The 25,543-nt window shown below is 54.9% G+C and carries 24 protein-coding genes; 18 read left to right on the top strand and 6 right to left on the bottom strand.

Going from position 1 to position 25,543, the window contains the following annotated elements; translation table 11 throughout:
- The first annotated feature begins 73 nt into the window (after nt 1-73).
- The 7 genes from TH19_RS14595 (at nt 74) to TH19_RS14565 (ending at nt 9,564) form a co-directional block, all read left to right on the top strand.
- Nucleotides 74-1,030, top strand: coding sequence for an acetyl-CoA carboxylase carboxyltransferase subunit alpha (locus tag TH19_RS14595; RefSeq protein WP_114103088.1), 957 nt, complete (start codon nt 74-76; stop codon nt 1,028-1,030).
- Between the two features lie 129 nt (nt 1,031-1,159).
- Nucleotides 1,160-1,984, top strand: a complete 825-nt coding sequence (locus TH19_RS14590) for an ion transporter (RefSeq protein WP_114103087.1) — start codon at nt 1,160-1,162, stop codon at nt 1,982-1,984.
- A gap of 125 nt (nt 1,985-2,109) precedes the next feature.
- Nucleotides 2,110-2,889 carry an MBL fold metallo-hydrolase gene (locus TH19_RS14585; protein ID WP_258547971.1) on the top strand — a complete coding sequence of 260 codons (780 nt, stop codon included), beginning with the start codon at nt 2,110-2,112 and terminating at the stop codon, nt 2,887-2,889.
- 88 nt (nt 2,890-2,977) lie between these two features.
- Nucleotides 2,978-6,166 (top strand): ABC transporter transmembrane domain-containing protein, encoded by a 3,189-nt coding sequence (locus TH19_RS14580; protein WP_114103085.1) that lies wholly within the window; start codon nt 2,978-2,980, stop codon nt 6,164-6,166.
- A 43-nt stretch (nt 6,167-6,209) separates the two neighbouring features.
- Nucleotides 6,210-6,455, top strand: coding sequence for a hypothetical protein (locus TH19_RS14575; RefSeq protein ID WP_114103084.1), 246 nt, complete (start codon nt 6,210-6,212; stop codon nt 6,453-6,455).
- Between the two features lie 178 nt (nt 6,456-6,633).
- Nucleotides 6,634-8,121 (top strand): NAD-dependent succinate-semialdehyde dehydrogenase, encoded by a 1,488-nt coding sequence (locus TH19_RS14570; RefSeq protein WP_114103083.1) that lies wholly within the window; start codon nt 6,634-6,636, stop codon nt 8,119-8,121.
- Nucleotides 8,122-8,163: 42 nt separating this feature from the next.
- Entirely contained in the window at nt 8,164-9,564 is a 1,401-nt protein-coding gene (locus TH19_RS14565; protein WP_114103082.1) for an aspartate aminotransferase family protein, read from the top strand.
- Between the two features lie 111 nt (nt 9,565-9,675).
- On the opposite strand, the gene TH19_RS14560 is transcribed toward TH19_RS14565, so the two are convergent.
- Nucleotides 9,676-10,065 (bottom strand): hypothetical protein, encoded by a 390-nt coding sequence (locus tag TH19_RS14560; protein ID WP_147250774.1) that lies wholly within the window; start codon nt 10,063-10,065, stop codon nt 9,676-9,678.
- 154 nt (nt 10,066-10,219) lie between these two features.
- On the bottom strand, nt 10,220-10,828 hold the full coding sequence (locus TH19_RS14555) for a TetR/AcrR family transcriptional regulator (protein WP_181846430.1): 609 nt from the start codon (nt 10,826-10,828) through the stop codon (nt 10,220-10,222).
- A gap of 229 nt (nt 10,829-11,057) precedes the next feature.
- On the opposite strand from TH19_RS14555, the gene TH19_RS14550 reads away from it, so the two are divergent.
- A complete protein-coding gene (locus tag TH19_RS14550) occupies nt 11,058-11,438 on the top strand; it encodes a hypothetical protein (protein ID WP_114103079.1) in 381 nt (126 codons plus the stop codon).
- 86 nt (nt 11,439-11,524) lie between these two features.
- Here the strand turns inward: TH19_RS14550 and TH19_RS14545 are convergent, their stop codons facing one another.
- Nucleotides 11,525-12,544: a TRAP transporter substrate-binding protein gene (locus TH19_RS14545; RefSeq protein ID WP_114103078.1), complete on the bottom strand. Its 1,020-nt coding sequence runs from the start codon at nt 12,542-12,544 to the stop codon at nt 11,525-11,527.
- A 218-nt stretch (nt 12,545-12,762) separates the two neighbouring features.
- Here TH19_RS14545 and ehuR point away from each other — a divergent pair, with 218 nt between their 5' ends.
- From ehuR to TH19_RS14495, 10 genes are all read left to right on the top strand, one after another.
- Nucleotides 12,763-14,160, top strand: coding sequence for a MocR-like ectoine utilization transcription factor EhuR (gene ehuR / locus TH19_RS14540; protein ID WP_114103077.1), 1,398 nt, complete (start codon nt 12,763-12,765; stop codon nt 14,158-14,160).
- Between the two features lie 155 nt (nt 14,161-14,315).
- Nucleotides 14,316-14,897, top strand: coding sequence for a TRAP transporter small permease (locus TH19_RS14535; RefSeq protein WP_258547970.1), 582 nt, complete (start codon nt 14,316-14,318; stop codon nt 14,895-14,897).
- A gap of 13 nt (nt 14,898-14,910) precedes the next feature.
- Nucleotides 14,911-16,194, top strand: coding sequence for a TRAP transporter large permease (locus TH19_RS14530; RefSeq protein WP_114103076.1), 1,284 nt, complete (start codon nt 14,911-14,913; stop codon nt 16,192-16,194).
- Nucleotides 16,195-16,306: 112 nt separating this feature from the next.
- Nucleotides 16,307-17,095 (top strand): maleate cis-trans isomerase family protein, encoded by a 789-nt coding sequence (locus TH19_RS14525; RefSeq protein WP_114103075.1) that lies wholly within the window; start codon nt 16,307-16,309, stop codon nt 17,093-17,095.
- Nucleotides 17,096-17,107: 12 nt separating this feature from the next.
- Nucleotides 17,108-18,097 (top strand): hydroxyectoine utilization dehydratase EutB, encoded by a 990-nt coding sequence (gene eutB / locus TH19_RS14520; RefSeq protein WP_114103074.1) that lies wholly within the window; start codon nt 17,108-17,110, stop codon nt 18,095-18,097.
- A gap of 5 nt (nt 18,098-18,102) precedes the next feature.
- The gene (eutC, locus tag TH19_RS14515) at nt 18,103-19,095 is read left to right on the top strand and encodes an ectoine utilization protein EutC (RefSeq protein ID WP_114103073.1); all 993 of its coding nucleotides are present in this window, start codon (nt 18,103-18,105) and stop codon (nt 19,093-19,095) included.
- A 57-nt stretch (nt 19,096-19,152) separates the two neighbouring features.
- Nucleotides 19,153-20,334: an ectoine hydrolase DoeA gene (gene doeA, locus TH19_RS14510; protein WP_114103072.1), complete on the top strand. Its 1,182-nt coding sequence runs from the start codon at nt 19,153-19,155 to the stop codon at nt 20,332-20,334.
- Nucleotides 20,335-20,440: 106 nt separating this feature from the next.
- Nucleotides 20,441-21,439: a N(2)-acetyl-L-2,4-diaminobutanoate deacetylase DoeB gene (doeB, locus tag TH19_RS14505; protein WP_114103071.1), complete on the top strand. Its 999-nt coding sequence runs from the start codon at nt 20,441-20,443 to the stop codon at nt 21,437-21,439.
- A gap of 2 nt (nt 21,440-21,441) precedes the next feature.
- Nucleotides 21,442-21,933 (top strand): Lrp/AsnC family transcriptional regulator, encoded by a 492-nt coding sequence (locus TH19_RS14500; protein ID WP_114103070.1) that lies wholly within the window; start codon nt 21,442-21,444, stop codon nt 21,931-21,933.
- 119 nt (nt 21,934-22,052) lie between these two features.
- The gene (locus TH19_RS14495) at nt 22,053-22,490 is read left to right on the top strand and encodes an EamA family transporter (RefSeq protein WP_114103131.1); all 438 of its coding nucleotides are present in this window, start codon (nt 22,053-22,055) and stop codon (nt 22,488-22,490) included.
- A gap of 79 nt (nt 22,491-22,569) precedes the next feature.
- Here TH19_RS14495 and TH19_RS14490 read toward each other — a convergent pair whose 3' ends face one another.
- Genes TH19_RS14490 through TH19_RS14480 form a run of 3 tightly spaced genes read right to left on the bottom strand, consistent with a single transcriptional unit; the run spans nt 22,570 to nt 25,541 of the window.
- A complete protein-coding gene (locus tag TH19_RS14490) occupies nt 22,570-22,755 on the bottom strand; it encodes a hypothetical protein (protein WP_114103069.1) in 186 nt (61 codons plus the stop codon).
- Nucleotides 22,755-24,107, bottom strand: a complete 1,353-nt coding sequence (locus tag TH19_RS14485) for an amidase (RefSeq protein WP_114103068.1) — start codon at nt 24,105-24,107, stop codon at nt 22,755-22,757. The genes TH19_RS14490 and TH19_RS14485 overlap by 1 nt, the downstream gene beginning before the upstream one ends.
- A 12-nt stretch (nt 24,108-24,119) precedes the next feature.
- Nucleotides 24,120-25,541, bottom strand: coding sequence for a TRAP transporter large permease (locus TH19_RS14480; protein WP_114103067.1), 1,422 nt, complete (start codon nt 25,539-25,541; stop codon nt 24,120-24,122).
- Nucleotides 25,542-25,543: the final 2 nt, after the last annotated feature.

The raw sequence follows: 25,543 nt of genomic DNA, 5'->3' as shown, positions 1-25,543 counted from the left end.
GGTCAACTCTTGACGTAGCGGGTTGATCAACTATGTTCCGCCCCATTGTTTCCCAGTCGGATATGATGCCCTGATGCATAACTTCCTCGATTTTGAAAAACCGATCGCCGAACTTGAAGGCAAGATCGAAGAGCTCCGTCACCTGACGGGCAATGACGAAGTCAACATCGCAGACGAGGTTGCGCGCCTGCAGGACAAGCTGACCAAGTTGCTGCAAAGCACCTATGGCAAGCTGTCTCCGTGGCAGAAGACGCAGGTCGCCCGCCATCCGGATCGCCCGCACTTCACCGACTATATCGCCAACCTGTTTGACGGTTTCACCCCGCTTGCCGGCGACCGCCAGTTTGGCGAAGACGCGGCAATCATCGGTGGCCTCGCGCGTCTTCAGGGCCGTTCTGTAATGGTGATCGGTCATGAAAAGGGTCGCGATACCGAAACCCGCGTTAAGCACAATTTCGGTTCGGCACGTCCGGAAGGCTATCGCAAGGCAATCCGCCTGATGCGCATGGCTGAACGTTTCAACATTCCGGTTGTCACCCTTGTTGATACGGCTGGTGCCTTCCCGGGTGCCGACGCCGAAGCCCGCGGCCAGTCCGAAGCCATCGCCCGTTCGATCGAAGCCTGCCTTGATATCAAGGTTCCGTCGGTATCAGTCATTATCGGCGAAGGCGGTTCGGGTGGTGCGATTGCGCTTGCGGTTGCGAACACGGTTCTGATGCTTGAAAACTCGATCTACTCGGTGATTTCGCCAGAAGGTTGCGCATCGATTCTATGGCGTTCCGGCGACGAAGCCAAAACCGCGGCCGAGGCCCTTCGCCTCACCGCACAGGATCTTCATCAGCTTGGCGTGATCGATGACATCGTTCCCGAGCCGCTTGGTGGCGCACAGCGTAACGCCAAGGAAGCCTGCAAACGTGTTGGCGATGCCATCATCAAGGCACTCGAAGGCATGGATGATGTCGAAGGTGGCGTTCTCAAAGCACGCCGTCGTGACAAGTTCCTGGAAATGGGCCGCAAAGGCCTGAACTGATTTTCCATTCAGGGCGTGACACTTCCGTAACGTGATGTGTCGCGCCCTGTTGTTTTATCTCCGGCGCATTGTGACCGTCGGTGTCATCCGGCAAGCCCGCGCCCTTTTCCGACCCGGTCGGGAGGCATCATGGACATTCTTCGCCGGATCGTAGAATCCAGCCGTTTCAAAAATTTCATCACCGCCGTTATCGCGTTCAACGCGATATTGCTGGGTTTTGAAACCTCGCCCACAATCATGGCAAAGGCGGGAACCATCCTGCATGCCCTTGATCAGATTGCGGTTGCGATCTTTGTGGTCGAATTGCTGATGAAACTTGCCGTCTATCGGCTGTCCTTCTTCAAGCGGGCCTGGAACATCTTTGACTTCACAATTGTGGCAATCACCCTGCTTCCGGCCGGTCAGGGCATTTCGGTGCTGCGTGCGCTGCGAATCCTGCGTGCATTCCGTCTGATTTCAAGTGTCCCGTCCATGCGCAAGGTGGTCGAAGCCCTGATGCGGGCCATTCCGGGCATGGTTTCGGTTCTGACCTTGTTGTCGCTGGTGTTTTACGTCTCCGCCGTCATGGCCACCAAGCTGTTTGGCCAAGGTTTCCCGGACTGGTTTGGCACTATTGGCGCGTCGCTTTATTCCCTGTTCCAGATCATGACCCTTGAAAGCTGGTCAATGGGGATCGTCCGCCCGGTGATGGAGTCTTATCCGCTTGCCTGGTTGTTCTTTGTCCCGTTCATTCTGGTCACGACCTTTGCCGTCCTGAACCTTTTCATCGCAATCGTGGTTGATGCAATGTCGAGCCATGTCGATGTCGAGGAAAACAAAACCCGCGACGAGATCGAATATGACCATCAGGAAATCATGCAGGAACTCCGCGCCTTGCGTCAGGAAATGAGCAAACTTTCCGCCGCCCGGACACCGGAAAACGATCCGTCTGAATCCGAAAAAACCAGCGCCTGATTCCCAAAAAGACAGACGGTCAGAGACAACCTGAATGTAAAAATTCAAGTGATGCTCATAAAAGGGGGTGGTTAAACGCCCCGTACCTCGTCTAATCTTTCGACCAAATGTCGGGAGAATGGGGAATGAAGCTTACGTTTGCGGGGACAGGCTCGGCTTTTTGCATGGCCGCCGATAATTTTCAGAGCAACATGGTTCTGGAAACAACCCCGTCAGGTGATGAACAGTCGCAGCGTCTGTTGATTGACTGTGGTTCAGATGCGCGCCATTCGCTGCGCAATCTGGGCTATATGCCAAATGACTTTGATGCGGTTTATGTCAGCCATTTGCACTCGGACCATATTGGTGGTCTCGAATGGATGGCGCTTGCCAATTATTTCGTATTTGACGGCCATCGCACCAAGCTGTTTGCCGCCCACGAGTTGCTTGACCCACTTTGGGAACATTGCCTGCGCGGCGGTCTTGAAACCAGTGACCATGGCAACAGTCAGCTGTCATCTTATTTCGATGTGGTGCCACTGTTTGCCGAAAACGGTTTTGACTGGAAGGGACTGCATATGGATGTCGTCCCGGTTGCCCATATCGTGACCGATGAAAACACGATGTTTTCCTATGGTCTGTTCGGGCATGGAAAAAAGCAGTCCTTTTTCCTGACAACAGATGCGATTTTCAATCCTGACGCCCATATGCCCCTGTATCGTAAAGCAGATGTCATTTTTCAGGATTGTGAATTGGGTCCACGACATTCCGGCGTTCATGCCCATTATAACGAGCTGGTCACACTGCCTGACGAGATAAAGGCCAAGATGTGGCTTTATCATTATCAGGCATATGACAAACCCGATGCCGTGGCCGATGGATTTTGCGGATTTATTCAGCCTGGACAAAGTTTCGATCTTGGTTGATCGGCACACCTGCGCGTAATCTGCACCAGACCCAATAAAAACGAGCGACAGGAACGAAAAGTTCCAATGCAACAGACGGGACGTGCGAATGCCAAAATCGGTCTTTGCCTATATCTGGCGTCATAGTCGCCTTCAGCAAATCATCCTTACGATGGTGACGTTGCTGTCTTTTCCATTCCTGTATTATTCGCTCGACCTGCCCAAGCAGATTGTCAACGAAGCTATCGGCGGGGCCGGTGCGCCTTATGACATTCTGGGCGTGCCCCTTGATCAGATCGAATATCTGTTTGCCCTGTCGGGGATTTTCCTGTCGCTGGTTTTCGTCAATGGCGGGTTCAAATATTTCATCAACGTCTATCAGGGCGTCATGGCCGAGCGGATGTTGCGCCGCTTGCGTTATCAGCTGTTTGACCGCGTTCTGCGTTTTCCCCTGCCGCATTTCCGCAAAACCAGCCAGGGTGAAATCGTATCCATGATCACCGCCGAAGCCGAACCGCTGGGCGGCTTCTTTGGCGAGGCATTTTCATTACCGCTGTATCAGGGTGGCATTCTGATCACGATTTCGGCCTTTATCTTTATTCAGGATCCGTTGATGGGGATCGCGGCCGTCGCGTTCTATCCGTTGCAGGGTTACCTGATCCCGAAATTGCAGCGCCGGGTCAATATGCTGGGCAAGCAGCGCGTACAAAACGTGCGCCGCATGTCCGAACATATTGGCGAAACCGTTGGCGGCGCGACCGATATTCGCGCCAACGAAACCCAGGGCTTTGAACTGACGCATTTCACCCAGCGTCTGGGCCGGATTTTTGAAATCCGCAAGGAAATCTATTACCGCAAATTCTTTATCAAGTTTCTCAATAACTTCATCGCCCAGATCACGCCTTTCTTCTTCTATTCGATTGGTGGTTATCTGGTGATCATGGGTGATCTGAGCTTCGGGGCGCTGGTCGCAGCCCTTGCCGCCTATAAGGATATGTCGGCACCGTGGAAAGAACTTCTGGCCTATTATCAGCGCCTTGCCGATGCCAACATCAAATACGAACAGCTTCATGAACAGTTCGAACTGCCTGACCTTGGCCCGGAACATCAACTCAGCGCACCACTGTCGCCGGCACTTGCTGGCCCGCTTGATGTCAGCGCTCTGTCCTGGATCGATGATGACGGCACCCGTGTCGTCGAAAATGTGTCGTTTAACATGGCGCTTCCGGGCAACGCGCTTTTGACCGGCGCATCCGATAGCGGCAAGTCACAACTCGCCCGTTTGCTGGCACGTATTCTTGATCCGACAACTGGCCGCATTCAGTTCAATGACCTTGATGCAACCACCCTGCCCTCGGCGGTGATCGGTCAACGACTGGCCTATGTCGGGGCCGATGCGTATCTGTTTAATGGCTCGATTGCCGATAACCTGTTTTACGGTCTGAAGCACCGCCCGGTGATCATTGATCAAAAGGACGACAAGCAATCCGCGACCAAAACAGCGCAAGATAGCGAGATCAAACACCCGCTTCCCAAATTGTACGAGGCTGTCGAACTGTCAGACCCGGCTGAACTGCCCTGGAAACTGACACGCGAGATGTATGACGAGATCAAGATGTCGGGCAACATCCCGTATGATCCGTCGGCCGAGTGGATTGATTATGTCGGGCCGGGATACCAGTCGATTGACGAATTGCATCGTGAATTGCTGCGTCTTCTCGAAGTGGTTGGCCTTGATCGCGACATCTATCGCATCGGCCTGCTGCGCCGGATCAATGCCGAAGAACGCCCGGAGCTGGTGGAGGCGATCCTTGAAGTGCGCCCGCGCCTTAAGGAAATTCTGGCCGAACGGCAATTGTCCGATCTTGTCGAACCCTATGACATTGAAAAATACAACGACAACGCGCCGGTTGGCGTGAACCTGATGTTCGGTTCGGCATCGCGGACCGACTTTGAACGGTTCGAATTCCTGTCCCACCCCTTCATTCAAAACAGCCTTCGCGAAAACGGCCTCTATGACAAGATGGTCGGTATGGGGCGCGAAACACTTGATCTGATGATCGAACTGTTTACCGGTCTTCCCCCGGGACATGAATTCTTTGATCGATACAGCTTTGTCTCGGCTGATGAAATTGCGGATGTGAAAAACATCCTTAAGCGGACCGATGGTGTTGCCATCGACAAAATCCGCGACGAAGACCGTTTGCGGTTGCTTGACGTTGCCATGCAACTGACACCCGCACGTCACCGTTTGCGGGTCATTGATGATGATTTCCGCGATCTGGTCCTTAAGGCACGCCCGAAAATCCGCGCCAACCTGCCCGAAGAACTGGCAAAGCATATCGACTTCTTCGAAGCCGACGGCTATGCCCCCGCGGCACCGATCATTGATAACCTTCTGTTTGGTCGCTTTGCCTATGGCCGTGCCCATTCCGAAGAACGCGTTGGCGAAGTTCTGTTTGAAATTGCCCATGACGGACAACTTTATGAAGGTCTGGTCGCACTGGGTCTTGAAAGCCAGGTCGGGGTTGGCGGCAGTCGCATGTCCCAAACCCTGCGCCAGAAAATCGCCCTTGTCCGTGCCCTGATCAAAAACCCTGATCTTCTGGTCGTGGACGAAGGCCTGTCGGCACTTGATCGCGAAACCCGCGAAAGCGTCATCAATTACCTGACCGGCGAAGATGAAAATACCAGTCTGGTCTGGGTTGACGGTGACGATCAGGACAATGAAAAGTTCGACACATTCCTGCATATGTCGAATGGCAAACTCGTCAAACGCCGCAGCCACAGCGATGATGGCACCAGTGAAAGCACCGAGGCCGAAGAAGAAAGCCAGGCACTTGTCGATGGCAATATCGATCAGGAAGTCCGGCTGCTGCGCACCATTCCGCTATTTGCCGGTCTTGATCCGAGCGTCGTCAAGCTGCTGGCCTTTACCAGCCCGCGCCTGACCTTCAAACATGGCGAGGTCCTGGTCAAACAGGGTGATCCGGGCGATGCCGCCTTTATCGTGATTTCCGGTCGCGGTGAAATCTGGCTGACCACCGAAGAACTGCAAACCCTTAAACTGCGTGACGTTCATCCCAAGGAAGTCATTGGTGAAATCGCCCTTCTGGTCGATGCACCACGTTCGGCAACCATCCGTGCGGTCGAAGACATGACGGTTCTGAAACTTGATAAGACCGAATTCCTTGGCCTTGTCCGACAGGACCAGGCGGTTGCCGTGCAGTTGATCCGTGTTCTGGCTGAACGACTTGATCAAACCACCAAACAACTCAGCAGCCGCAACAACGATTGATCCTTATTGAACGCCCCACTGACTTGAACTGCACTGCCCTGATATGAATAAAATCGCGTCCATTCTGCTTGCTGCCATCCTGGCCATTGTCCTGCTTGGCGGGTTCATTGCCATCCTTGGCGGCAGTATTGTGGGCGCGATTTTGTTTCTGGTCGGCATTCCGTTTGCCTTTCCGATGTCGACCAGCATCGTGGTCCTGTTCTTTGCGGTTATCATTGTTCGGACCATTGCCGAAAAGCGCCGTCAGCAACGTGAAATGCAGAAATATCTGACACCGTCAAAGGACTGATTTCCTGCGATATTTTTATCAACGCAGAAAAAACATTCCGATTTTCCCCTTCCGGGCCGAAAAAAACGCATCAATTGGGATCGAGTTCGGAAACCTCCTCTGAGAAACTGCTGATAGCTTCCTTGCAGTTCAATCAACAGGCCAGCCCATAGCGCGGCCCGTTTTCAGGGAGGTCAAAATGACGGCACAATCAAAGGAACAGCGTTGCGTGTCGTTAAGCCAGCTTGCCGATCTGCGGCTGCTGCGCGAACACGCCTATATTGATGGTCGCTGGTGTTCCGCCGACAATCTTCAGGTCATCGAGGTAACCAACCCCTTTGACGGAAGTTTCATCGGAACTGTGCCGAACCTGGGCATCTTTGAAACCCGCAAGGCAATTGCCGCCGCACGGTCTGCCTTTCCGGCCTGGGCCGGATTGCTGCCCCACGAACGGGCAAATGCATTGCGCCGCTGGCATGATCTTCTGATTGAAAACAAGGAAGATCTGGCTTTGTTGATGACCCTTGAACAAGGCAAACCGATCAACGAAGCCCGCGGCGAGATCGACTATGCCGCAAGCTTTATCGAATTTTACGCCGAAGAAGCCAAACGGGTGAATGTTGAAAATGTCACCTCTCACCTTCCCGGACGGAACATGACCGTCAAGCGTGAACCGATTGGCGTGACAGCCGCCGTCACACCGTGGAACTTCCCCTGTGCGATGATCACGCGCAAGGCCGCGGCCGCACTGGCGGCGGGCTGCACCATGATTGTCCGTCCGGCAACCGAAACCCCGTTTTCGGCCACCGCCCTTGCCGAACTGGCCGAACGCGCAGGCATCCCGGCAGGTGTGTTTAACGTCATCACCGGCGATCCCAACCCCGTGGTCGGCGAGCTGTGCGGCAATCCGCTGGTGCGCGCATTGTCCTTTACCGGCTCGACCGAGGTTGGTCGTCTCCTGCTGTCGCAAGGGGCACAAACCATCAAGAAAATGTCGATGGAACTGGGGGGACATGCGCCGTTCATCGTCTTTGATGATGTCGATATTGACGAAGCCGTCGCCCATGCAATCAATGCGAAATTTGCCACCAGTGGGCAAGACTGCCTTGCGGCGAACCGCATCTTTGTTCAACGCGGCATTTATGATGCGTTTCTTGATAAATATGCCAAGGCAATCGCCGAATTGCGGGTTGGCAACGGTATCGACGAACATGTCGAAATCGGGCCGCTGATGCATGACCGTGCTGTGGCAAAATGCGACGAACATGTTGCCGATGCCCGGGCCAAAGGCGCACGCATTCTGACCGGTGGTAAAAAAATGGGCGGGCTGTTTTATGCACCAACCCTTCTTGCCGATGTCACCAGTGATATGCAAATCTATCGCGAAGAAACATTTGGCCCGGTTGCCCCGGTCATGGCGTTTGACCATGAAGATGATGTGATCGCAAAAGCCAATGACAGCGAATACGGGTTGGCCGCCTATCTGCTGACCAACGATTATGACCGTGCCGCCCGCGTTTCCAATGCCCTTGAATACGGCATGGTCGCGCTGAATTGCGTAAAGATCACTGGCGCACCGATCCCGTTTGGCGGCGTCAAACAATCCGGCCTTGGACGCGAAGGGTCGCGTCACGGTCTCGAAGAATTTACCGAACTCAAATATGTCTGTGCGGCTTACAAAGCGTAATGCGCGCATCCATGACAACCGCATTCACATGGGAGAAGCAAAATGAATGTGATTAAAAACACCACGGCCGACCTGCAGGAAATGGATCGGGCACATTTCATGCATCCATCCACCCATATGCGCCAGCACGCCGCCGGTGAAACCCCGAACCGCATCATCAATGGCGGCAAGGGCATCTATATTCACGACACCGAAGGCCGCGAAACCCTTGATGCCTTTGCCGGTCTGTATTGCGTCAATATCGGCTATGGCCGTACCGAAGTCGCCGATGCGATCTATGCCCAGGCCAAGGAACTTGCCTATTACCATACCTATGTCGGGCACAGTAACGAGCCGATCATTCGTCTGTCGGACCGCATTATCAAAAGCGCGCCCGAAGGCATGCAGCGCGTCTATTACGGCATGTCGGGTTCGGATGCGAACGAAACCAACATCAAGCTGATCTGGTACTACAACAACATCCGTGGCCTGCCACAGAAGAAAAAAATCATCTCGCGCTGGCGCGGCTATCATGGTTCCGGGATCATGACCGGCAGCCTGACCGGCCTTGCCGCATTCCACAATGCATTTGATCTTCCGCGCGCCCCTGTTCTGCACACCACCTGCCCGCACCATTACTGGAACGCAGAGGCCGGTGAATCAGAGGCCGAATTTGCCAAACGCTGTGCCGATGATCTTGAAAAAATGATCCTGCGCGAAGGTCCGGAAACCGTTGCAGCCTTCATTGGCGAACCGGTCATGGGCACAGGCGGCATCATCACCCCGCCAGAAGGCTACTGGGCTGCTATCCAGGCGGTTCTGAACAAATATGACGTTCTTCTGGTTGCCGACGAAGTTGTCACCGCCTTTGGTCGTACCGGGTCCTATTTCGGGTCCCAGCATTACGGCATGAAACCCGACCTGATCACGATTGCCAAGGGTGTGTCATCGGGCTACCTGCCGCTTTCGGGTGTGATCATTGGCGAACGCGTCTGGAAGGTGCTTGAACAGGGCTCGGATCAGATGGGCCCGATTGGCCATGGCTGGACCTATTCCGCGCATCCGGTTTGTGCCGCTGCTGCCAATGCCAACCTTGATATTGTTGATGGTGAAAACCTGACCGGTAATGCCGCCGAGACCGGTGGCTATTTCCAGCATCTGCTGCGCGCAACCTTCAAGGATCATCCGCTGGTGGGCGAAGCCCGGGGCGTTGGTCTGATGGCGGCACTGGAATTTGTTGCCGACAAGACCAAAAAAGAACGCTTTGACCCGAATGCAAAAATCGGCCCGCGTGTGTCGGCTGCCTGCCTTGAACGCGGCATGATTGCACGCGCAATGCCGCACGGTGATATCCTTGGCTTTGCGCCGCCGCTTTGCATCACCAAAGCGGAAATCGACAAGGTCATCGACATTGCCAAACAGGCCGTTGACGCGGTTGCCGATGAAGTTGCCGCAGGCAAATAACATCACCTGAACAACACATCCATCGCGTCAGACCTTCTTCCCGATGCGGTGTATCAACAGGGGCCGGGCCCATGACCGGCCCCTGTTTTCATAAATATCGACCGCTGGAAACTAGCAATCGGTGTCGTAGGTCGTGCCGGTTTTGGTCGAAGTGACCTCGCAGTTGGCCTTCACGCTGCCATGCTGGCGAACTTCGATTTCAAGTTCGTTGCCACCTGCTGAATCCGACCAGAATGACATCACCGTAAGGGTATAGCCGTTCACCCCCTTCACACCGGAAACGATCATCGGGTTTGCCGAATTGGTCAGGGCGTCGCGCACCGTGACATTCTTGCCATCGGTTGATGTCTGCTTCCATTCCGCCGAACTCAGCAAAACACCATTCGGGGAATAGACATCGGCATTTGCCGAAAATGACGGAACACCCAGAAAAACCCCGGCCAGAACAAAGGCCGACGCAACCATCCCGAACATCCCGTTACGAAGATTAAAACACGTCACAGTCTTTTCCTTTCACGTCAGTTAAACCCATGATTGCATAAGACCGCACCTGCAATCCACAAATGCCGATTTACGATGCAATCGGGCCCTTCTTGACGGGGCAGGATGGCGTGATGTGACTATTGCGGATTGGTCGCGACACCCGCACACAAGGTCAATCGATGAAACCCAGTGCCGTAACCGCATGATCAATGCGCTGGTGCATGTCGTAATCGTCAAGAACAGCATCCCCCAGACAGAAATAGGAGAGCTGCAAACTGCTGGTCAGCATGTTCAGAAAACACTCGGCCAGATGTCGGGACGGTATGGCCTTAAGGTGGTCTGGCAATTCAAGTGACGATATCAGGCGCGACGCTGCGCCATATGTGCGCTTGGGCCCGGCTTCCCAGAAAATTTCGCCCAGTTCGGGGTGGGTGGATGCGCGCGCTACCACATAACGGTGCAAGTCCATCACATTGCGGTTCAAAACCCCGCTGGCAAAGGCCTGACCGATTGCCATCATGGTGACACGGGCATTGTCCCGGTCTGCAATGATATCTTCAAGCGGATCACGCGCACGTTCGCAAAGCCAGGCCACCATCGCCCGTTCCAGCCCGACCTTGTCCCCGAAATAACGATAGATCGTCGCCTTTGACGTTCCCGAACGCTGCGCAATACGGTCAACCGCCGTACTGTCATCACGCATATCAAGCAATTCTTGTGCGGCCGCATCCAGAATGCGGTTGAAGCGTTCCTGCTGTTTCGGGGTCGTCGGCGCGCGCACTATATTTAGACCTTCTTTAATTCTAATAAATGCCTTCCCACATGCACAGCCGGGAGAACTGGGCAATCCGCCTTGGCGGGAAAACACGAAACCGGGCGGTTTCGAAATTTGATTTTCTCTTTTAGGACCAAGGTCGGGTTTCCCACAACTTATCATTTGCCAAAAATGAAACTAAACGGTACAGTTTCATTTTTACAGCACAAAACTAACATTGTTGGGGACCATCGTCATGAATAATCTGCCGCGTATTTGCTGGACCAGTGCCGCCTTCATTGCCCTTGGGGGAATGCTTTGGGGACTGCATATGGCCATCAGTGGCGATCACAGTAACCTTGCCGCACATGCCCACCTGAACCTTCTGGGATGGGTCAGCCTTGCACTTTATGGCACCTACTATCAGCTTGCGGGCATTACCCGCCTGACGCTTGCCAGATTACAAGTCCTGTTCGCCATTCCCGGTTCAGTCATCATGGGCATCGGAATTGCCATCGCCCATCAAACCGGGGCCGAGGAAATGGCAAAGATCGGCTCGCTTCTGGTGATCATTTCCGCACTTTTGTTTGCTGTCATTACCGTGATGCGGCCCTTGCGCATCAATAATGCGGGTTGATATCTCCCGCCTTTCCCGCACGACAAAACCCCCGCAAGATACCTTGCGGGGGTTTTGCAATTAAGCCCGGAACAGGAAGATCTTCCTTACATTCCTGTGCCGAATTCCTTGCGAAGCGAGTCGAGAACTTCCTTGGTGTCACCACCAACTTCTTCGACCAGGCTTGCGCCAATGCCTTTGGATGCGTCTTTGAATGCGGCACGCTGAGCATCATCAAGACGGATAACTTCGATACCCGGCTTGGCTTTCTTGATGCGATCAAGGGCGGCGTCATTGGCTTCTTTCTGGGCTTCATAGATGAAGTCATCCAGTTCGGCCTTAACATCTGCCAGCATGGCTTTGCGCTCGTCCGAAAGACCGGCATAGAAGTCGGCATTCGATACCACGGTGGTGGTGTATTGCTGCTGACCGGCATAGATCAGATAGTCGGTCACTTCATAGAATTTCGCGCTTTCGATGAAGAAGATCGGGTTGACCTGCGCGTCGATCACGCTGGTCTGAAGGCCCGAATAAACTTCGCCCCACGGCAGCGCAACCGGATCGGAACCAAACGATTTATAGGTCTCGATCAGGATCGGCGAGGTCATCACACGGAATTTGACACCATCGAAATCAGCCGGTTTCTTGACTTCTTTCTTGGTGGTCCAGACCATTTCACCTTCCGGATACATGGTATAAAGCTTAAGCCCCTTGGACTCGAAATCCTTGGAAAGACCGTCATAAATGGTCGGGCTGCTCGACAGGACTTTCTTGTTCACGTCATTGTCCTGCGACAACAGATACGGAACACCAAAGACCTGAATTTCCGGAACAAACGTACCAAGGTGACCCGGCGACGCGTTCGAGAACTGCACAGCACCGGCCGCGGTCAGTTCGGTAATGTCGTTTTCGGTACCAAGCTGGCCATAGGTGTAGATCGTAACCGTCACATCGCCATTGGTTTTCTCTTCGACAAGGCGCTTGAACTCCTTGGCATATAGATCCTGAACATCACCCGGGCTTTCCTCGTGGGCGAATTTCCATTCCTCGGCATGGACAGCGGTCCCGGCTACTGCGAACAAGGCGGCAGCAGACAGGGTTGCTTTGAAGAGTTTGTTCAAACTCATATCGAAGTCTCCCTTATTGTTACGCGCAACGACCGAGTGGAAACCCGGAATCAGGGGCGTTTGATTGGCACATCAATGTCATGAACGCGCAAAGTGTTGAAATGTTCCTGCATCAGGTCAATGCTAGTTTTGTTTCATGACAAAATAACATTGACGTCTACACATTAACCCGCAGCTCATGTTAGGGTTCGCCAAACAACAAGGGTGGAAAACGAACCATGTGGTTGCCAGACATCAATATCAGCGGCGAAACAGGCCCCAAATACAAGGCACTGGTCGAAGCGATCATTACCGATATCGAATCGGGTCGGTTGCGACATGACGTCCGAATGCCAACTCATCGTGAACTGGCCTATCGTCTTAAAGTCAGTGTCCAGACTGTCAGCGCCGCCTATAAGGAAGTCGAAAGACAGGGATATTTAAGGTCCGAACGCCGTCGCGGCACCTTTGTGCAGGCCCGCCTGACCGACCGGGCATCGACCTTCATCCTTGATAGTCGCCAGCCTGATCTGATTGACCTTTCCATCGTGCGTGCGGCCTATACCGATTTCCATAATGATCTGTCACGCCAGATCCATACGCGCTTGGCCGAAGAACCCCACCATGGCTGGATGGAAAGCTGCCGCCCGGTTGCAGGCTTTGAATATCATCGCGAAATTGGCCGCACCTGGCTTGCCGGTTACGGGGTAGATGTGGCCATTCCCAACCTTCTGGTCACCAATGGCGCCGCACAGGGCGTTTTCACAGCCCTTGCCACCGTGGTTCAACCCGATGACGTTGTTCTGACCGAAAGTCTGACCGATCATGGCGTCATTGGAACTGCCAGTATCCTGCGCTTCAAGCTGGGTGCCCTTCCCACCGATGACGAGGGCATCCTGCCCGATGCCTTTGAACGCGAATGCCGCCAACGACAGGTCCGCGCCCTTGTCATCACGCCGGTTTACACCAACCCGACCAACTGTCTGATGGGGCTGGAACGGCGTAAAAAGATTGCCGAAATCGCCGAACATTACGGCGTTTATGTCATTGAAGATGATGTTTATCGCCCGCTTCTCGAACAGAATTTGCCACCCGTGACAAGCTTCCTGCCCAAGCTTGGCTTCCATGTTTCCAGCCTGACCAAGATCGTCATGCCGGGTCTGCGCACGGGCTTTTTGACCGTCCCGCAGCACCTGTCGATTCGCGCCAGCAGCGTCTTGCGGGTCACCGGATGGATGGGGACTCCGTTAATGGCAGAGATCGGCGCACGCTGGATTGCCGACGGAACGGTCGAACAGGCCGTCACCGTTCAACGTGCTCTGATGCGCGAACGACAGGCCCTTGTTGCCGAGGTTCTTGGCAGTGCGGTTGTTCGCCATCACCCGACATCGCTAAGTGCCTGGGTCCGCATTCCCGCCCATTGGCAAGAAGAATGGTTTGCCTCGGAACTGCGGAAAAACGGCATCGCAGTGACGATTTCCGATCCCTTTATGACCGTCAAGGTGCCGCGCCCCAATGCCATTCGCATCTGTCTTGGCGGCGCGCCCGACACCCCGACATTGCATCACGGATTGATGCAAATCCGCCATACCATGGAACAGATGCCCGGTGTTCATGCCTTCGACGTTATGTATTGATTTTTGTGTCATGACAAAAATCTGATTGAACCGTCACAAACCGTTTTTATTCTGACCAAACCGGCGCGAAGCGAACGACAATACGTGTGGGAGGGAACCATTCACCGCACATCACGTTCTGCAACAATGTCTCGCACGCGCATCAAGGAGGTCGTATGTCAGGTTCAAACGGGGAAACCCCCGCCCCTCGTGGTGGGGTGTTGGGCATTTTGAAACGTCTCGATGACGGGTTGTCCGTGATCGAGCGACAGCTTCTGGGATGGAGCATCGTGATCATGGCGGTCAACACCGTCGCCAACGTGATCATGCGCCTTGTGTTCAGTTCGAGCATCTTCTTTTCCGAAGAACTCAATCAGTTTTTGATTATTCTTGTGACTTTCGTCGGCATCAGCGAGGCCGCCCGCATGGGGCGCCATATCCGCATGTCGGCCTTTACCGATATGCTTGGCCCGACGGCCAGTAAAATCATGATGATCATTATCACCACCGGCACCGCCTGCCTGTTGTTCCTGCTGGCCTGGTATTCGGTTGATTACGTGATGTCGCTGATCAAATCGAACCGCCTGACCCCGGCCCTGCGCATTCCCTATTACTTCACCGTCCTCTGGGTCCCGTTTGGTCTGACCGTTACGGGCATTCAGTTCCTGTTCGCTGCTGCGACGAACATCTTCAAACCCGGTACGCATTTGTCCTATCGGGTCGAAGACACGTTCGAAGCCGAAGATCATCACCTGTAAGGAGGACGGAAAAATGGATTTAGGAACCTCGATCCTTCTGGTGATGCTGGTCCTTCTGGTCCTTGGCTTCCCCATGATGGTGCCACTGGCAACCGCCAGTGTTGTGGCATTCACCTTTTACATGCCGATCCCCGAACGCATCCTGATTCAGCAAATGGTCACCGGCATTTCCCCGGTCGCGCTGATTGCGGTGCCGATGTTTATCTTTGCCGCCGATATCGTCACCAAGGGCCATACAGCCAACCGGCTGATTGACCTTGCCATGACCTTTGTCGGTCATGTCCGTGGCGGACTGGCCGTTACCACCGCCCTTGGCTGCACCTTGTTTGGTGCGGTTTCGGGCTCGACGCAGGCAACCGTGGTTGCCATGGGTGGCCCGCTGCGTCCCAAGATGCTGAAAGCCGGTTACGAAGACAAATTTGCCATCGCGCTGATCATCAATGCCAGTGACATCGCCTTTTTGATCCCGCCATCAATTGGCATGATTGTCTTTGGCGTTGTCGGCAAGGTTTCGATTGGCGAGCTGTTCCTGGCGGGCATTGGTCCGGGCATTCTGATCCTGATCATGTTCTCGCTTTACTGCATGTATTACGCAAAAAAACACAATATCCCGACCATTCCGCGCATGAGCTGGGCGGAACGCGGACGGGCCGTGGTCAATGCCGGTCCGGCAATCATGTTCCCGGTTCTGATTGTGGGCGGTATCTATCTTGGCTGGGTCAGCCCGACCGAGGTCGCAGCCGTCGCCGTGGTTTACGCGATCATTCTCGAAGTTCTGATCTTCAAGTCGGTCAAATGGTCTGAACTGCTTGATATTGCGCGGTCTACCGGCCTGATTACAGCCGTTGTGTTCATTCTGGTTGGCGCGGGCACGACATTCTCGTTCGTGATTTCCTTTGCCCAGATTCCGCAACATGTGATCGGCGCCCTCGGCCTTGAAGGTGCTGACCCCTATGTCATTCTGGCTGCGATCTGCATCGCCTTCTTTGTCGGCTGCATGTTCGTTGACCCGATTGTCGTCATTCTGGTTCTGACTCCGATCTTCATGCCGCTGGTCAATCAGGCCGGTCTTGATCCGGTACTGGTCGGCACATTGGTCACCTTGCAGGTCGCCATCGGGTCGGCAACACCGCCCTTCGGGTGCGATATCTTTACAGCGATTGCGATCTTCAGGCGTCCCTATGCCGAGGTCATTCGCGGAACGCCACCGTTCATTTTCATGCTGCTGCTTGCCGCTGTGATTCTGATTTTCATTCCGCAAATCGCATTGTTCCTGCCTGAACTTGCTTTCCACTGATCACAAGCAAGTCGGCAGGACCGGGCCCGCCCGGAAACATGTTCGATAACATATGAAACCCCGGGGCGGTCCCGAACAACAATACCCGACCGCCCCATTCCTGGAGTTCAGGATGATGTCCGTATCCCCAGCGGTCACGCCAGAGCCGGTAGACCTGCCCTATTTTCCTGATCCGGTTGGACCGGCGGGCAAGATCGGGCTGATCACACTGGCGACTGACTTCAATAGCGAGGATGACCTGCGCGGCATTCTTCCGGCTGACGTGCGGCTGTTCACCACGCGCATTGAAAATGCCAATCCGATCACGGTTGAAAACCTGCGTGCCATGGCCGCGGACCTTCCGCGTGCGGCCAAAACCCTGATGCCGGGATTTGGTGTGGATGTGGTGATTTTCGGCTGCACATCGGGCACCGCTGTCACCGGATCGGACAAGATTGCAGACCTGATCAATCAGGGCATGCCCGGCGTGCGCGTCACCAACCCGCTGCTGGCAAGCGAACTTGCCCTTCGTGCGGTCGGGGCCCGGAAAATTGCCATCGTCACCCCCTATCTTGCCGAAGTAACCCGATCGGTTGCCGACGGGTTTATCGCCAAGGGCTTTGACGCCACACGCTTGATGGGGTTCGGCCTTGATAGCGATCTTGACATGACAGCCCTGCCGCCAAGCGCGCTGCTTGAAGCCGCCCTGAAGGTCGATACACCCGATGCCGATGCCGTGTTCATTTCCTGTACCGCCATCCGGTCTGCCGAAATTGCCGCCGAGGCAGAAAAAAAGTTGGGCAAACCTGTAATCACCAGCAATCAGGCCCTGATCTGGCATGCATTACATCTGCTTGGCTATGACAAACCGGTCAAGGGGTTCGGAACCCTGTTTGACCACGCCCCACAACCCAAAGAATAAGTCGAGGTCGCCATGAAAGACCCCATCACATTTGCTGATGTTCTTTCTGCCCGCAAGACCATTGCGGGTCATGTGATCCATACGCCATTGCGTCCTTCCACCGCCCTGTCCGAGCGGGTCGGAAGCCCCGTCTGGCTGAAATGCGAACACCAGCAATATACCGGAAGCTTCAAGCTGCGCGGTGCGGCCAATGCGGTTTTACGTCTAGACGATGCGCAAAAAGCCAAAGGCGTGGTTGGCGTATCGACCGGAAATTATGGCCGTGCCCTTGCCTATGCCGCACGCAATGCCGGGGTCCGGTCCGTAATCTGCATGTCCGAACTTGTGCCAAAAAACAAAGTCGACGGCATTCGCGCCCAAGGGGCCGAGGTCCGCATCACCGGACAATCCCAGGACGAAGCCCAGCTTGAAGTCGACCGTCTGGTCAAGGAAGAGGGCATGACCATGCTGCCGCCCTTTGACCATGCCGACATCATTGCCGGTCAGGGAACCTCGGCCCTTGAAGTCATCGAAGCCCTTCCCGATGTCGATACCCTTTTGGTGCCCTTGTCTGGCGGCGGTCTGTTGGCGGGCGTCGCACTTGTCGCAAAATCGGTCAATCCTTCTATCCGGGTGGTCGGCATTTCGATGGAACGCGGTTGCGCCATGATCACAAGCCTTCAGGAAGGCAAGCCAACCGCAGTCCGGGAATTGCCGACACTGGCTGATAGCCTCGGCGGCGGTATTGGCGAAAACAACCAGTACACCTTTGATATGTGCGGCGATCTCACCGATGACTTTGTGCTGGTGAACGAAGCCCAGATCGCAGACGGCATTCGGGCGGCCTACCACGATGATCAACAGGTGATCGAGGGATCGGGTGCCGTTGGCATCGCCGCCCTGCGTGCAGGTCTGGTCGACAATCCCGGACGGACGGTTGTTCTGACCACGGGCTGCAACATCGACATGAATTTGCATAAACGCGTTATTGGCGGCGAAGACGTCGACCTGATGGCGGAGTAACCGATATGCCCAAAATCAGAATTCTGACCGAAAGCGACCTTCGCAACGTCATCGATCTTGATAGGGATGCCATCACCTGCATCGAGGACGCCTTTCACGCGCTGGCCACCAAAGACGTGCGAATGCCGCCGATCCTGCGCCTTGATATCGACGACCATAATGGCGAGGTCGATGTCAAAACTGCCTATGTGCCGGGGCTTGATGGCTTTGCCATCAAAATAAGTCCGGGCTTCTTTGACAATCCCAAACTAGGTCTGCCATCGGTTAACGGCATGATGAACCTGTTTTCATCCCGAACCGGGATGCTCGAGGCTGTCCTTCTTGATAACGGTTATCTGACCGATGTGCGGACGGCAGCAGCAGGCGGCGTTGCGGCAAAACACCTTGCCCGAAACGATGCCAGACACGCCGCCATCTTCGGGGCGGGTGTTCAGGCCCGTTTGCAGCTTAAGGCGCTGACACTGGTGCGTGACATAACATCTGCCACCATCTGGGCGCGCGACATCGCCAAGGCCCAAGCCTGTGCCAAGCTGGCATCGTCCGAGCTGGGAATTCCGGTGACCGCCACAAGCGACGGCAAGGATGCCGCATCCGGTGCCGACATCATCGTCACCACCACCCCGGCCCGGCAGCCGGTCCTGATGGCCGACTGGGTTGCACCGGGCACCCATGTCACCGCCATGGGATCGGATGCCGAACACAAAAACGAAATCGACCCTGCCCTGATTTGCAAAGCAGGCCTTTATGTCTGCGACAGTCAGGCGCAAACCCGCATCCTTGGTGAACTTCACCATGCCATTGATGCCGGAATTGTCGACACAAACGACACATTCCCCGAACTTGGACAGGTCATTGCCAAATCGGCACCCGGCAGAACATCTGCCGCGCAAATTACGGTCTGTGACCTGACCGGAACCGGTGTCCAGGACACTGCAATCGCCACCCTCGCCCGTCAACGCTGCGATGCAGCCGGTGCCGGTGTAGAGATCACGTCGTAACAACAAAAGGAACATGGGTCAGGAAGCTGAAACCCCGCCTTTATCTGGAGGCCTGCGATGAGCCAGGTTGAATTGAATTTCACGCGCGAGGAATATGCCGAGCGTCTGGAGAAAACCAAAAACGCCATGGTGGAAAAGGGGCTCGATCTTCTGATCGTGACCGATCCGTCAAACATGGCCTGGCTGACCGGCTATGACGGCTGGTCCTTTTATGTCCATCAATGTGTGCTTGTTCCCATCGAAGATGATCCGATCTGGTTCGGTCGATCCCAGGATGCAAACGGGGCAAAGCGCACGGTCTATATGACCCATGATCGCATCATTCCCTATGCGGATTATTATGTTCAATCCACCACCCATCACCCGATGGATTACCTTGCCGAGGTAATTGAACATCGCGCGTGGGGAACCCGCAGAATTGGCGTAGAAATGGATAACTACTATTTCTCGGCCAAGGCTTTCCTTCAACTCCAGACGCATTTGCCCAATGCCCGGTTCAGTGACGCCACCGCACTGGTAAACTGGCAGCGTGCCGTAAAATCCGAGACCGAGATTTTCTATATGCGTCAGGCCGCCCGAATTGTCGAAAACATGCATGAACGCATTTTCGAAGTCGTTGAACCGGGTATGCGCAAAAACGAACTGGTTGCGGAAATCTTCCGCACCGGCATTGCCGGGATCGACGGCATTGGCGGCGACTATCCGGCAATTGTGCCGCTTCTGCCATCTGGCGCGGATGCAGGCGCCCCGCATCTGACCTGGGATGAAAAACCCATTCCGGGCAATGCCGGCACGTTCTTTGAAATTGCGGGCTGCTACAAACGCTATCACGCGCCGCTGTCGCGCACGATTTTTCTCGGCGATCCCGATCAGCGTTTCCTTGATGCGGAAAGCGCCCTGATCGAAGGCCTTCAGGCCGGCCTTGAAGCCGCCAAACCGGGCAATGTCTGCGAAGATATCGCACTTGCCTTCTTCGGGGTGCTTCAGAAATTCGGCATCGAAAAAGACAGTCGCTGCGGCTATCCGATCGGTCTTTCCTATCCGCCGGACTGGGGCGAACGCACCATGAGCCTGCGCCCCGGCGACCGCACGGTTCTTGAACCGGGCATGACATTCCACTTCATGCCCGGCCTCTGGTTTGATGACTGGGGCATCGAGATCACCGAAAGCATGATGATCACGGAAACCGGCAGCAAGACCCTGACCAGCTATCCGCGACAGTTGTTTGTAAAGAACTAAGCCCAAAGCCGCACCGGGCCTGTATCAATAAGGATGCCGGCCCGGTGCCCGATACCACAGCCCGCCGACGACGGTCGCGTATGCGGGCTTTTGCAAGGATACGGCCATGACAAAACCATCCCCCATCAGCCCGACCATCCCGCTTGACCAGGACGGCGTGCATCACGGTTTTCTGAAACTGCCCTATTCCCGCGATGATTCCGCGTGGGGGGCTGTGATGATCCCGATTACCGTTATCCAGAACGGCACCGGCCCCACCGCCCTTTTGACCGGCGGCAATCATGGTGACGAATACGAAGGGCTGGTTTCCCTGTTCAAACTGGCAGGGTCGCTTAAGGCATCCGACGTGACCGGTCGCGTGATCATTCTGCCCGCCATGAATTATCCGGCGTTTCGCAATGCATCGCGCACATCCCCGATTGACGCCGGAAATATGAACCGGTCCTATCCGGGCAAGCCCGATGGCACCGTGACCCAGAAAATCGCCGATTATGTTTTCCGCTATCTGGTGCCGATGGCCGATATCGTTCTTGATATTCATTCCGGCGGCAAGACGCTTGATTTCATCCCGTTCGCAGCCGCGCATGTCCTGCCCGACAAGGAACAGGAAGCCCGCTGTGTTGCCGCGATGCAGGCCTTTGGCGCGCCTTATGCCATGATGATGCTTGAACTTGATGCGGTTGGCATGTTTGACACCGTGGTCGAGGAAGCTGGCAAAACCTTTGTCACCACCGAACTTGGCGGCGGGGGTTCCACCACCGCAGAACGGGTTGCAATTGCTGATCGCGGGGTACGTAACGTTCTGATCCATGCGGGCATTCTGACGGGCGTTATCGAACCGGCCCCGGATGGCACCACCATGCTTGATATGCCCGATGATCGTTGCTTTGTCGCATCCGAGGCCACCGGCCTGTTTGAACCCTGTGTCGATCTTGGGGCCGTGGTCAAACAGGGTGATCTGATTGCGCGCATCTATGATGTTGAACGTACCGGCACGGCCCCGCGCGAATATCATGCCTCGCGGGACGGGATCGTTTCATGCCGTCACTTCCCCGGACTGATCAAGACAGGCGACTGTCTGGCCGTGATTGCCGAGGTACTCTGATCATGATCAGGCTTGATGAGCTGGATCTGAAAATCCTGAAAACCCTGCAACGCGAAGGGCGCATCACCAAGGTCAAACTGGCCGAGGCGGTAAACCTTTCACCAAGCCCGTGCTGGGAACGCCTGAAACGCCTCGAAGATCTTGGCGTTATTTCGGGATATCACGCCCATCTCAATCTTGAAAAGCTGGTCAAACCGACCTTGGTGATGACCGAAGTTACCCTGCGTCATCATCAGCACGCCGATTTCGAAACCTTTGAAAAGGCCGTGCACGACATCCCTGAAATCATCGAATGCTATGCGTTGGGTGGCGGGGTTGATTACATGCTCAAGGTTCTCTGTCATGACGTTGATGCCTATCAACGCCTGATCGACCGGTTGCTGGTGTCTGATATCGGCATTGATCGCTACTTCACCTATATCGTCACCAAAAAGGTCAAAATGACCGCCATCATTCCGGTCGAAAATCTCGTTGCTCCGCCGGAACGCAAATGATGTTTCCCGCAGGGTGATCAGGGACGTTTGAAACGTCTTAACACTCGCCTGTTATGATCCGGGCGGGCAATCGGTTGCAAGATTGTCCGCCCAGTTCCTTTTTTGGCGGGGATATCGTGATGAAAGACCTGATCGACAGTTGGCAACTCTGTGCCGGGCTTGCCGCCTGCTTTGCCGCCCTGACCGCGATCTTTGCCAAGGTCGGAGTGGCCAATATCAATTCCGATTTCGCGACCTTTATCCGCACCATCATTATCCTGATCATGGTCTGGGTCATCATGCTGACCAAAGGGGCGTGGGAAAATCCGGCAACCATTCCGGCAAAGACCTGGTATTTCCTGATCCTGTCAGGACTGGCAACCGGCGCATCCTGGCTATGTTATTTCCGCGCCCTTAAAATTGGCGAGGCCGCCAAAGTTGCGCCGATTGATAAACTCAGCGTCGTTCTTGTTGCCGTCTTCGGCACGCTTTTCCTTGGCGAAAAGCTGACCATGATCAGTTGGGTCGGCGTTGCCATGATCGGCAGTGGTGCCGCCCTGATTGCCTGGAAAGGCTGACAAGCCACATACAAAAAAGAGGCAGGAACGCATTCCTGCCTCGTCAGTCTGCTTGCATCTTTCGGGTTTCCCCGACAGATCAGTGCTTGTCTTCCTTGTGCCCCATCGCCACGTGCCAGATATCCCAGCCGGCCAAGGCAACACAAATCGCGACCATAATTCCCAAATCCCAGCGCGGCACATAGGCAACCAGAATGCCGACAAACCCGGCAAGAATGACAAACGCCAACAGCGCCATCACGCGGTTCATAAGAGTATTTTCCATCACGCGTCCCCCTGATCATTGAGGAATGTTTTCAACCAGTTTGCCGTGCGCATCAAACGCGCATCGTCACCAACCCGCCCGACAAGCTGAACCCCCATCGGCATGCCGTTTTGCGACCACAAAAGCGGTATGGTCACAGCAGGCGTCCCGCAAAAAGTCCAAAGCCCGTTAAAGATCGGGTTTCCGGTTGTCTTAAGATTATCCGGTGCCGGTCCGGTTGCGGCCGGTGTGATGATGGCATCACACCGCTTGAACACTTCTTCCAGTCCGGCATTCAGAACCTTGCGCCAGTCAAGGGCGGCAAGATAATCACGGGCCTTGATGTCGTTGCCTTTATCAATTGCCTCAAGAATTTCTGGCGACAACTGATCGCGACCGCGTTTTTCATAGCCATAATAGTCTTTGGCCATTTCGGCGAAATTGATCTGCGCCCGCAGGGCATTGGCATCATCAAAGGCCTTGGGCAATGGCGTTTCAAAGCACTGATCACCGAGCATCCCCGTAATTTCACCAAAGGCCATCACGGTTTCCTCGTCGGCCACCTCGTCAAACTCCGGCGGCCGAACAAAGGCAAACATCGGCGAAACCAAAGGACTGCTTTGCGCAATTTCCAGAAGCCTCGGTGTCGGAGACGGCGTTGTTGCAAGATCTTTGGCATCATAACCAAACAGGCTTTCTGCAACCATCGCCGCCCCATTGATCGAATTGGCAAAGACGCCAATTGTATCAAGGGTCGGACTTTGGCTAAGCACCCCGGTTCGGGCAATTGCGCCAAATGTCGGTTTAAAACCGACCACGCCGCAAAATGATGCCGGACGGATTACCGATCCGCCAGTTTGCGTCCCAACCGCCAACGGCACCATCGCCGCGGCCACCGCCGCCGCCGATCCGGCGGATGAACCGCCGGGCGTATGATCCGGGTTATGCGGGTTGCGGGTTTTTGACGGATGCATAAAGGCAAGTTCGGTCGAAACCGTTTTGCCCATAATGATCGCCCCGGCAGCCTTGAGACGCGACACCAAAACCGCATCGTCTTCGGGCACCCGTCCGTCATCAAGGACAGTACCATTTGACGTTGGGATTTTTGCCGTATCAATGACGTCTTTCAACCCAACCGGAAGACCATGCAACGGCCCGATAGGTGCCCCGGACTGACGACGCATATCAAGGGCACGCGCCTGTGCCAGCGCATGATCCCCGTCAAGCCAGGCCCAAGCCTGAACCTGGGGTTCGACCTCGGCAATCCGGGCCAGACATGCTTCGACATATTCGACTGCACGGACCGCCCCGCTGGCAAGACGGTCCCGCAATTCCACAACATCAAGCGTCAGTAACGGATTAATGTTACTCATCAAATCATCCCCTTACCGTGCACCATAGAACAGATCAGGCAGATGGAACACGATTTGCGGGAACGCATACATCAACACCATGCTGACAATAACCATGAACAGGAACGGCATGATCCCTTTAAAGATATCGGTCAGCAGCAACCCGCTTGGCGCCACACCTTTCAGGTAATAGGCCGACATGGCCATTGGCGGTGTCAGGAACGATGTCTGCAGGTTCAGGGCAACAAGAATACCAAAGAACAGCGGATCAATATCAAACAGCGGCAACAGCGGCAGGAAGATCGGCACGAAGATGATGATGATCTCTGACCATTCCAGCGGCCAGCCCAGCAGGAAGATGATCAGTTGGGCCAGCAACAGGAACTGAAGCGGTGTCAGATCAAGCCCGCCGACAAACTCGGCAATGACATGTTCCCCGCCAAGATAGGAGAATACCGACGAGAAAGTATAAGAACCGACAAACAGCCAGCACACCATAGCCGATGTCCGCACCGTCAGATAAACCGACTCACGCAGGCGATCAAATGTCAGCGCACGGTATGCAGCGGCAAGGATCATGCCGCCAAGTGCGCCGATGGATGCGGCTTCGGTCGGGGTCGCAAGACCAAACAGGATCGAGCCCAGAACCGCCAGAATAAGAAACGCCAGCGGGAAGAACGATGTTGCCAGCATCCACAAAACCTGTGGCAACGGAACTTCGGGGATTTCATCGCTGGTCGGACGCGGTGCGGCTTTGGGCTGCAACATTGCACGACCCATCACATACAGCAGATACAAACCAACAAGGGTAAGACCCGGCAACAACGCACCGGCATAAAGGCGGACAATCGAAACACCCGATGCCGCAGCATAAACGATCAGCATGATCGAAGGCGGGATCAGAATGCCAAGCGTCCCACCGGCACAGATAATGCCCGCAGCAAAGCTTTTGTCATAGCGCGCCTTAAGCATGGCAGGCAGCGCCAGCATCCCCATCAGGGTCACAACCGCACCGACGATCCCGGTTGCCGTTGCAAACAATGCACAGGTAACAAGTGCGGCAACACCAAGCGAACCAGGAATATTACGTGCGGCAATATTAAGGGTCGAGAACAACCGGTTGACGATATTGGCGCGTTCAACGATGTAGCCCATGAACAGGAACAGCGGTACCGCGGTCAGCACCTCGTTGGACATCACCGTGTATGTCTGGTTGATAAATAAATCGAATATTCGGTTGTTAAACGCCCCTTCAACCCACGTTATCGCGGATGTAAGGGTGTCACTGTCTTCGGCCAGCCGGTTAAAGGCCCGCCACATACGACCGGCATCAAAATAGGCGTAGTACCCGAACCCGATACCGAGTGCCATCAGGGTAAAGGCAACCGGGAAGCCCAGAAATACCAGGATAATAAAGATGCCCAACATCATAAGGGCGACATGTGCGTCAATCACTT

The organism is Thalassospira profundimaris (assembly GCF_003326675.1).
In the GTDB taxonomy this organism is placed as follows: Bacteria; Pseudomonadota; Alphaproteobacteria; order Rhodospirillales; family Thalassospiraceae; genus Thalassospira; species Thalassospira aquimaris.
Note: the sequence above shows the minus strand (reverse complement) of the source record. Positions and strands in the feature narration are given on the sequence as shown.

Coding starts and splice junctions, on each gene's coding strand:
- TH19_RS14595 (WP_114103088.1), top strand. CDS start 74: ATGCATAACTTCCTCGATTTTGAAAAACCGATCGCCGAACTTGAAGGC.
- TH19_RS14590 (WP_114103087.1), top strand. CDS start 1,160: ATGGACATTCTTCGCCGGATCGTAGAATCCAGCCGTTTCAAAAATTTC.
- TH19_RS14585 (WP_258547971.1), top strand. CDS start 2,110: ATGAAGCTTACGTTTGCGGGGACAGGCTCGGCTTTTTGCATGGCCGCC.
- TH19_RS14580 (WP_114103085.1), top strand. CDS start 2,978: ATGCCAAAATCGGTCTTTGCCTATATCTGGCGTCATAGTCGCCTTCAG.
- TH19_RS14575 (WP_114103084.1), top strand. CDS start 6,210: ATGAATAAAATCGCGTCCATTCTGCTTGCTGCCATCCTGGCCATTGTC.
- TH19_RS14570 (WP_114103083.1), top strand. CDS start 6,634: ATGACGGCACAATCAAAGGAACAGCGTTGCGTGTCGTTAAGCCAGCTT.
- TH19_RS14565 (WP_114103082.1), top strand. CDS start 8,164: ATGAATGTGATTAAAAACACCACGGCCGACCTGCAGGAAATGGATCGG.
- TH19_RS14550 (WP_114103079.1), top strand. CDS start 11,058: ATGAATAATCTGCCGCGTATTTGCTGGACCAGTGCCGCCTTCATTGCC.
- TH19_RS14545 (WP_114103078.1), bottom strand. CDS start 12,544: ATGAGTTTGAACAAACTCTTCAAAGCAACCCTGTCTGCTGCCGCCTTG.
- ehuR (WP_114103077.1), top strand. CDS start 12,763: ATGTGGTTGCCAGACATCAATATCAGCGGCGAAACAGGCCCCAAATAC.
- TH19_RS14535 (WP_258547970.1), top strand. CDS start 14,316: ATGTCAGGTTCAAACGGGGAAACCCCCGCCCCTCGTGGTGGGGTGTTG.
- TH19_RS14530 (WP_114103076.1), top strand. CDS start 14,911: ATGGATTTAGGAACCTCGATCCTTCTGGTGATGCTGGTCCTTCTGGTC.
- TH19_RS14525 (WP_114103075.1), top strand. CDS start 16,307: ATGATGTCCGTATCCCCAGCGGTCACGCCAGAGCCGGTAGACCTGCCC.
- eutB (WP_114103074.1), top strand. CDS start 17,108: ATGAAAGACCCCATCACATTTGCTGATGTTCTTTCTGCCCGCAAGACC.
- eutC (WP_114103073.1), top strand. CDS start 18,103: ATGCCCAAAATCAGAATTCTGACCGAAAGCGACCTTCGCAACGTCATC.
- doeA (WP_114103072.1), top strand. CDS start 19,153: ATGAGCCAGGTTGAATTGAATTTCACGCGCGAGGAATATGCCGAGCGT.
- doeB (WP_114103071.1), top strand. CDS start 20,441: ATGACAAAACCATCCCCCATCAGCCCGACCATCCCGCTTGACCAGGAC.
- TH19_RS14500 (WP_114103070.1), top strand. CDS start 21,442: ATGATCAGGCTTGATGAGCTGGATCTGAAAATCCTGAAAACCCTGCAA.
- TH19_RS14495 (WP_114103131.1), top strand. CDS start 22,053: ATGAAAGACCTGATCGACAGTTGGCAACTCTGTGCCGGGCTTGCCGCC.
- TH19_RS14490 (WP_114103069.1), bottom strand. CDS start 22,755: ATGGAAAATACTCTTATGAACCGCGTGATGGCGCTGTTGGCGTTTGTC.
- TH19_RS14485 (WP_114103068.1), bottom strand. CDS start 24,107: ATGAGTAACATTAATCCGTTACTGACGCTTGATGTTGTGGAATTGCGG.